The organism is Lactobacillus johnsonii, assembly GCF_013487865.1.
Lineage (GTDB): Bacteria > Bacillota > Bacilli > Lactobacillales > Lactobacillaceae > Lactobacillus > Lactobacillus johnsonii_A.
Map to the genome: position 1 here is coordinate 1,988,111 of NZ_CP047409.1, position 7,506 is coordinate 1,995,616.

Consider the following 7,506-nt stretch of genomic DNA (forward strand, 5'->3'; position numbering starts at 1 on the left):
CATATTTAATAAAATTCGTTCATCTACTAGTATACTTTTTTATTATGAATTTCGCACAATTTTGCTTACTTTTTATTAAAAAAATAAAGAGTCCAGCTATGTGAACTCTTTATTTAATTATTTCCTAGGAAATTAATGGCGTGATGCACCTGATGAAGCATCTTCTTTAGCTTCAACTGGCTCGGCTTCAGTATGTTCTGATGCACCAGAAGCGGCATCAGCCTCAACACCATACTTACCAGCGAAGTAACTAAATGGCTTCAAAGCTTGAGCATCATATTTAGCAACGAAAGCTGGATCGTCTAAAGTATTTAATTCAGTTGAATATGGCATGTCATGAGTAATCTTACAGTCGATCAAAACTGGACCTTCCATTTGTTGAGCTGCAGCGACTGCGTCTTCAAATTCTCTCTTAGTACGAACAGTAAAGCCTTTTACATTCATACCTTCAGCAGACATAGCCCAATCATTATCAGGAAGTTTTACACCAGATAATGGTTGATGAGACTCATCGACTTGTTCCGCTTCAATATAACCCAAAGTTTCATTTGTGAAGACCACATTAATAATATGCATATTGTAGCGTGCTTGGGTTAAAAGCTCTTGGTTCATCATGGCAAAGCCACCATCACCAGCTAAGTTCCAAACCTCACGCTTTGGATAAATAGTAGCAGCAGCTAAAGCAGCTGGAGCGCCATAGCCCATAGTTGCATATAAGCCGGAGGTAGTCCATTTCTGATCATCATGTAGGTGCATCAGGCGATCAAAGTTAATATTTACATTACCTACATCTACTGCAAATACGGCATCATTAGCAGCCTTTTTATTGATTACATCAAAAATTGGTTCTACTCTCATTGGGATTTCGTCTGAATCATTAAAGCTCTCAAGCCAAGCTTCCCAGTTTTCACGATCAGCAAGAGCAGCCTTGTATAATGGAGATTCTGCACGCCCTTCACCTGCTTCAATTAAGGCACGTAAAGTTTTCTTGGAGTCAGCTAACATTGGAACAGTTACAGCATGACGCTTACCCAATCTTTCTGAATTAATATCAATTTGAATTACTTTTGCCTTAGGATTGAAGAAGAAGATAGAGAATGGTGAATTGTTACCAACCCAAACTACTAAATCAGCATGAGTTTGAATGTCATTACTTGGCTTAGCACCCACACGACCAATTGAACCCATATATGCTGGGAACCCATCCTCAACAATTCCTTTTCCTAAAACTGATGAGACTAGTGGCATCTTAAATTTATCAGAAAATTCCTTTAAGTCTGCACTAGCATCTTGGGCACCATGACCAAAGTAAACAATTGGATTTTTAGCTTCTTTAATTAATTCAAGTGCTTTATCAATTTGTTCCTTACGTGGTGCTGGGAAATTAGGAACGATCTTGTGTGCTGCAGCATTATTACGGAAGTTATCTTCAATCTTATCCCAACCAAAGTCTTTCGGTAAGATTAAAACAGCTGGACCCTTCTTTTGATAAGCTTGACGAATTGCCTCATCCATTAAAACTGGAATAGCTTCCGCTGTCTTTGCTTGGTGATTCCAAACAGCGACTGGATCAAACCATGGCTTTTCATCAAAAGCTTGGAAGAAATCAATATCTTGACGACTTGTTGGAACATTAGCAACAATTGCAACCATTGGTGTCTTGTCATATTTTGCATCATAAAGTCCATTCATTAAGTGAACGGCACCAGGACCTGCAGAACCAAAACAAACTCCTACTTTTCCACTAATTTTGTATTCAGCAGAAGCTGCTAAGGCACCAGCTTCTTCATGTCTTACTTCAATAAACTTTATCTTATCTCGCCAATTATGAATTGCATTCATTGTTGAGTCAAATGAGCCGCCTGGAAAACCGTATATATGGTCAATACCCCAGTCATATAAGACTTGGAACATTGCATCTGAGCCACTAATCTTTGTCATAGTCTATAAGCATCTCCTTAATGTTTTTTCTTACACCTTGATTAAAGCACATTTGTAACATAATTGAAAGCGGTTGCTATCGCTGCTAGTCCTGTATTTACTCATTATCAAAAATAATTAATTCACAAACTATTTACTCTTCTTTCACAACTTATCACTAGGTAGCAACTTTAAACTGTGATTAAGTGATCATACTCAACAAAAAAAGCAAAAAAATTTTTTATTTTTTTGCTTTAAAACTAATTATTTATTTTTCACCTTTGCAATTCGGCCTTGTTGAATATATGCCGTTAATATTGCCAAATCAGCCGGATTTACACCAGAAATTCTTTCAGCTTGAGCAATTGACTCAGGACGAATCTTTTCAAATTTTTGACGTGCCTCAGTTGCCAAACTTGGAATTGCATTGTAGTCAATATCTACTGGAATTTTCTTTGATTCAAGTCGATGCAAACGATCAACCAAGGTCTTTTCTTTCTTGATATAACCTTCATATTTCAATGCAATTTCAACTTGTTCTTTTACATAGCGATCAGTAGCTAAAGTTTCGCCACTTAATTTTTCAACTGCATCAAAAGTTACACGTGGTCGCTTCAAAAAGTCTGCGCCGCTAACTCCTGCATTCAAACGATCTTGCTTAACACTAGCTAAATATTCTTGAACCTCATCAGTAGGGTGAATGGTAACTTTCTTAATAGCTTCCATTGCCTGGGAAATAGCTTGCTTTTTATCTTGGAATTCCTTATAACGATCTTCTGAAATCAAGCCTAATTCATGACCTTTTTCAGTCAAACGCAAATCTGCATTATCGTGACGAAGAAGAAGACGATATTCTGCCCGGCTAGTTAGCAAACGATATGGTTCATTTGTTCCTTTAGTTACTAAGTCATCAATTAAGACCCCAATATATGCTTCATCACGTTGTAAAGTAAATCCAGGCTTATTTTGAGCACTTAAGGCTGCATTGATACCAGCAATTAATCCTTGACCGGCTGCTTCTTCATAACCCGATGTTCCGTTCATTTGACCAGCAGTGAAGAGGTGCTTAATATTTTTTGTCTCTAATGTATGCTTTAATTGCCAAGGTTCAATTACGTCATATTCAATTGCATATCCTGGGCGCATTAATTCTGCTTTTTCTAGACCAGCAACACTATGAAGCATCTTCAATTGTACTTCTTCAGGCATTGAAGTAGAAAAGTCACCTACGTATATTTCCTTAGTATGGCGTCCTTCTGGTTCCAAGAAAATTTGGTGACGATCTTTATCTGCAAAACGAACTACCTTATCTTCAATTGAAGGACAGTAACGTGGGCCTACACCCTTGATAACCCCAGAAAACATTGGAGCACGATCAAGATTTGCACGAATAATATCATGCGTTACGGTATTAGTGTAAGTCATATAACAAGACATTTGATCTTCTAGGTAATCACTATCTTTGCTAGTGTAAGAAAAATGTCTTGGTTCTTTGTCTCCAGGCTCTTCTTGAGTTTTTGAATAATCAATAGTATTTCCATCCACTCGAGGAGGAGTACCAGTCTTAAAACGACGTAATTTAAAGCCTAACTTTTCAAGATTTTCAGGTAATTTAATAGATGGAAGTGAGTTATTAGGACCTGAAGAATAAGCCAATTCTCCAATAATAATTTTTCCTCTAGCAGCTGTTCCTGTGGTCAAGACAACGCTTTTAGCATAGTACTTTGCACCAGTATTAGTAATCAACCCTTTACATACTCCATCTTCAACGATCAACTCATCTGCAACAGCTTGACGTAAAGTTAAATTAGGCTCGTTTTCAATTGTATCTTTCATACGCTCATGATATTGCCATTTATCGGCTTGTGCCCTCAATGCTCTAACAGCCGGACCCTTACCTGTATTGAGCATTCTCATTTGAATATAAGTGGCATCAATATTTTTACCCATTTCTCCGCCAAGAGCATCGATTTCACGCACAACAGTGCCCTTTGCTGGTCCACCAACTGATGGATTACATGGCATGAAAGCTACCATGTCTAAATTGATCGTTAAAAGAAGCGTCTTTTCTCCCATTCGTGCTGATGCTAAGGCTGCTTCTACTCCCGCATGGCCTGCTCCAACAACAATTACATCATATTCATTTGATTCGTAAGTCTTCATTTTCATCCTACTTTCCAAGACAGAATTGACTAAATAATTGGGTAATTAATTCATCAGGTGCACTTTCACCAGTAATTTCACCCAAAGTATCCCAAGCATTTTTGAGATCAATTTGAACCAAATCTAAAGGCATTGCATCATCAATTCCATTGACAACGTCTTCTAAAGATTGCTTTGCTTTGGCTAATAAACCAGCTTGTCTTTGATTTGTTACCAAGATTTGATTTTGTGAATTTTCTATTCCGCTAAAGAATAATTGCTCAATTGCATTCTCAAGCGCATCCATATTTTCTTGCTTTAAGATTGAAGTTACAATAATTGGATTATCAGTAATTTCTCTTATCATTTCCTGGGAAATTTTTGTGCCTAGATCTTGTTTGTTTAAAATGATAATTCGTTTTTTATTAGCAGTTAAATTTAATAATTTTTTATCTTCGTCTGTTAAATCTTGACTTGCATCCAGAAGTAAAAGCACCAAATCAGCTTCAGCGATAGCTTTCTTTGAACGTTCAACTCCAATTTTTTCGACCTTGTCTTCTGTATGGTGAATCCCAGCAGTATCAATCAGCTTCAGCGGTACGCCTTTAACAGAAACATATTCTTCAAGTGTATCTCTTGTTGTTCCCGCAATATCAGTAACAATTGCCTTATCGTCCTGCGTTAAATAATTTAAAAGAGAGGATTTACCAACATTTGGTCTTCCCACGATAGCCGTTGCTAGACCATTACGGATAATTTTCCCTTCCTGAGCTGTTTTTAGCAATTGATCAATTTGCTTTGAAACTTCTTCGGCCTTCTTCTTCATTTCTTGAGAAGTTAAATCGTCCATATCATATTCTGGATAATCAATATTCACTTCTTCATGAGCCATTGTATCTAAAAGTTCTTGACGCATTGTTCTGATTTTACCTAACAATCCACCAGCTAATTGTGTCATAGCAACTTGACGAGACTTATCCGTCTTAGCCCGAACAATATCCATTACAGATTCAGCTTGTGTCAAGTCAATACGACCATTCATAAAGGCGCGCTTAGTAAATTCACCCGGATCAGCCATTCGAGCACCGTTTGCCAAAAGTAGCTGCAAAATATCATTAGTTACAATCATTCCACCATGACAATTGATTTCAACCATATCTTCTCGAGTGAAAGTTTTTGGTGCGTGTAATACACTAACCATTGTCTCGTCTACAACATCCTTAGTTTTAGGATCAACAATATGTCCATAATGAATTGTATGTGAGGAAACCTGAGTTAAATCTGCTCCTTTAAAAAGTTTATTAGCAATCGCTACTGCATCTTCACCAGATAGACGAACAATTGATATACCTCCTTCGCCAATAGGAGTAGAAATTGCAGCGATTGTATCAAATTGTGTTAATACTTGTGCCATTTTTTCACCTACATAAAATAATCTCAATAAAAAAAGTGCCCACTCCACCACTACAAAAAATAATGATGGATAAAGCACTTTGACTACTTTATCTTCAAATTAAAGATAATTTATTTTTGTTGTTTACGTCCTAAACGTTTGTATGCGCGACGAACTTTGCGCTGACGTTCACGTTCTTCCTTCTTTTGTTCCTCAAGTTCACGTTGATACTTGAATGGATTTTGCAAAATAAAGGTTTGAACTACTTGGAATAAGTTGGAAATCACCCAGTAAAGTGAAATCGCAGATTGGATACCAATTGCTGAAACCCCAATAATAAGAGGCATCAAGTATGTCATTCCCTTAGTCATTCCATTTTGTGAGGATTGGGGCGTTGACATCTGACTGATGTACGTACTCATAAAAGTGAATACAGCCGCCAAGATAGGCATGATGTAATATGGATCGGGACGTCCCAAATCCATCCACAAAAACCGACCATTTTGCAACTGTGGAGTCCGCCAAATTGCTTGATACAAAGCATACATAACTGGTAGTTGAATTAACATTGGTAAACATCCAGTATATGGATTAATACCAGCTTCTTTATACAACTTGCTAGTTTCTTCTTGTAACTTTTGACGTGACTCAACATCCTTACCTGGATACTTTTTACGCAATGCATCCATCTGTGGTTGCACTTTTTGTTGCTTAGCCATGCTTCTAATAGAAATGGCATTCAATGGTAATAAAATTATTCTTACTATAATAGTAAAGATAATGATTGCCCAACCATAGGAATCATGAACTAAACTTGCAATCCAAAGAATAAATTGGGAAATATAGTAAACAATATACCGATCCCACCAATTGCCACTAGTATGAGAAATAGGAGCAACACTTGTTCCATTAGTTGATGCACAACCTGTAACTACTAACGTTAAGGCAAGCATTCCTAAAGCTAATAGAATCAGTTTCCAATTTTTCTTAGACAAATGATTTCTCACTCTACTTTTCCTCAATTTCCGTCTCTTCGCTCGATAAGACCTTGGCTAACCTTAAAACATGAATAAGATTCTTTTTGGTTCGTCCCATATCAAAATCTCGTGCATAAGGTCGAGCTATTACTAAAAAGTCTAAATCAGGCCTTATCTCTGGCTTAAGTTCTGTCAGTGTAGCACGAATGAACCGTTTGAGGCGATTACGTGCTACCGCCGTATGACCTACTTTTTTCCCAACAGAAATTCCAACGCGAAAATGCTTTTGATTTTCTTTGGGTAAGGTATAGACAACAAAGCCGCGATTAGCCATTGACTGTCCTTCTTTAAAAACTTTTTGAAAGTCTCTCTCAGTTTTTACACGGTAGCTTTTTCTCAATCTGGTTCATCCTTACTTAAATTAAAAAAACCACTGAGCTTCAGTGGCTTAAGCAGATAAGACTTTTCTACCCTTTTTACGGCGTCTTGCTAAAACCTTGCGGCCGTTTGCTGTAGCCATACGTTTCATAAAACCATGAACGCGTGAACGGTGACGCTTCTTAGGTTGGTAAGTTCTCTTAGTTGACATTTAATGTTGCACCTCCGTTTTTCAATGCTTAATAAGCACAATTTCTAAGATAGAATAGCATATTTACGCGAAAAAACCAAGGCCTTATCAAAATTTTCCTAAAAAGAAAAGTTATTTTTAAAGCATTTTTCAAATTATTTTTTGTGGATATCTTTTTTAAAATTTTTTATTTATTTTTTATCAACAAGATCATTCTCAGAGTTATGCACAATTCACACCCTGTTTAGAACAAAATAAACACCCTGTGGAAAATATAACTTATTTAGCATAAAGTGTTGATTTATGGCATATAATAAACTCACATATTGCTGTGGATAACTTAAACTTGAAATTTTATTTCACACTTCGGTGGATTTCTATTTTTATATTATCCACATACCTGTGAATTTGTTAATTCTTTTTATTACTTGTGGAAAACTTATTTAATTCATGCTACACTTATTTTGACTTATTCTGTGGATAATACAGTATTTGGAGGAATTTTT

At 36.6% G+C, this 7,506-nt stretch carries 6 protein-coding genes; all 6 read right to left on the reverse strand.

The annotated features are described in order from the left end of the window. Positions 1-132: 132 nt before the first annotated feature. The 6 genes from spxB to rpmH all read right to left on the reverse strand — a co-directional run bounded on the left by spxB (position 133) and on the right by rpmH (position 7,021). Entirely contained in the window at positions 133-1,941 is a 1,809-nt protein-coding gene (spxB, locus tag GTO82_RS09620) for a pyruvate oxidase (protein WP_180873335.1), read from the reverse strand. A 243-nt stretch (positions 1,942-2,184) separates the two neighbouring features. Continuing rightward, the gene (mnmG, locus tag GTO82_RS09625; protein WP_135014612.1) at positions 2,185-4,083 is read right to left on the reverse strand and encodes a tRNA uridine-5-carboxymethylaminomethyl(34) synthesis enzyme MnmG; all 1,899 of its coding nucleotides are present in this window, start codon (positions 4,081-4,083) and stop codon (positions 2,185-2,187) included. Positions 4,084-4,090: 7 nt separating this feature from the next. Beyond that, on the reverse strand, positions 4,091-5,476 hold the full coding sequence (gene mnmE, locus GTO82_RS09630) for a tRNA uridine-5-carboxymethylaminomethyl(34) synthesis GTPase MnmE (RefSeq protein ID WP_180873336.1): 1,386 nt from the start codon (positions 5,474-5,476) through the stop codon (positions 4,091-4,093). A gap of 110 nt (positions 5,477-5,586) precedes the next feature. Continuing rightward, the gene (locus GTO82_RS09635; RefSeq protein ID WP_004896344.1) at positions 5,587-6,462 is read right to left on the reverse strand and encodes a YidC/Oxa1 family membrane protein insertase; all 876 of its coding nucleotides are present in this window, start codon (positions 6,460-6,462) and stop codon (positions 5,587-5,589) included. A gap of 1 nt (position 6,463) precedes the next feature. Then, entirely contained in the window at positions 6,464-6,832 is a 369-nt protein-coding gene (gene rnpA / locus GTO82_RS09640; protein ID WP_004898271.1) for a ribonuclease P protein component, read from the reverse strand. 48 nt (positions 6,833-6,880) lie between these two features. Further along, positions 6,881-7,021, reverse strand: coding sequence for a 50S ribosomal protein L34 (gene rpmH / locus GTO82_RS09645; RefSeq protein WP_003648141.1), 141 nt, complete (start codon positions 7,019-7,021; stop codon positions 6,881-6,883). Between the last annotated feature and the right edge of the window lie 485 nt (positions 7,022-7,506).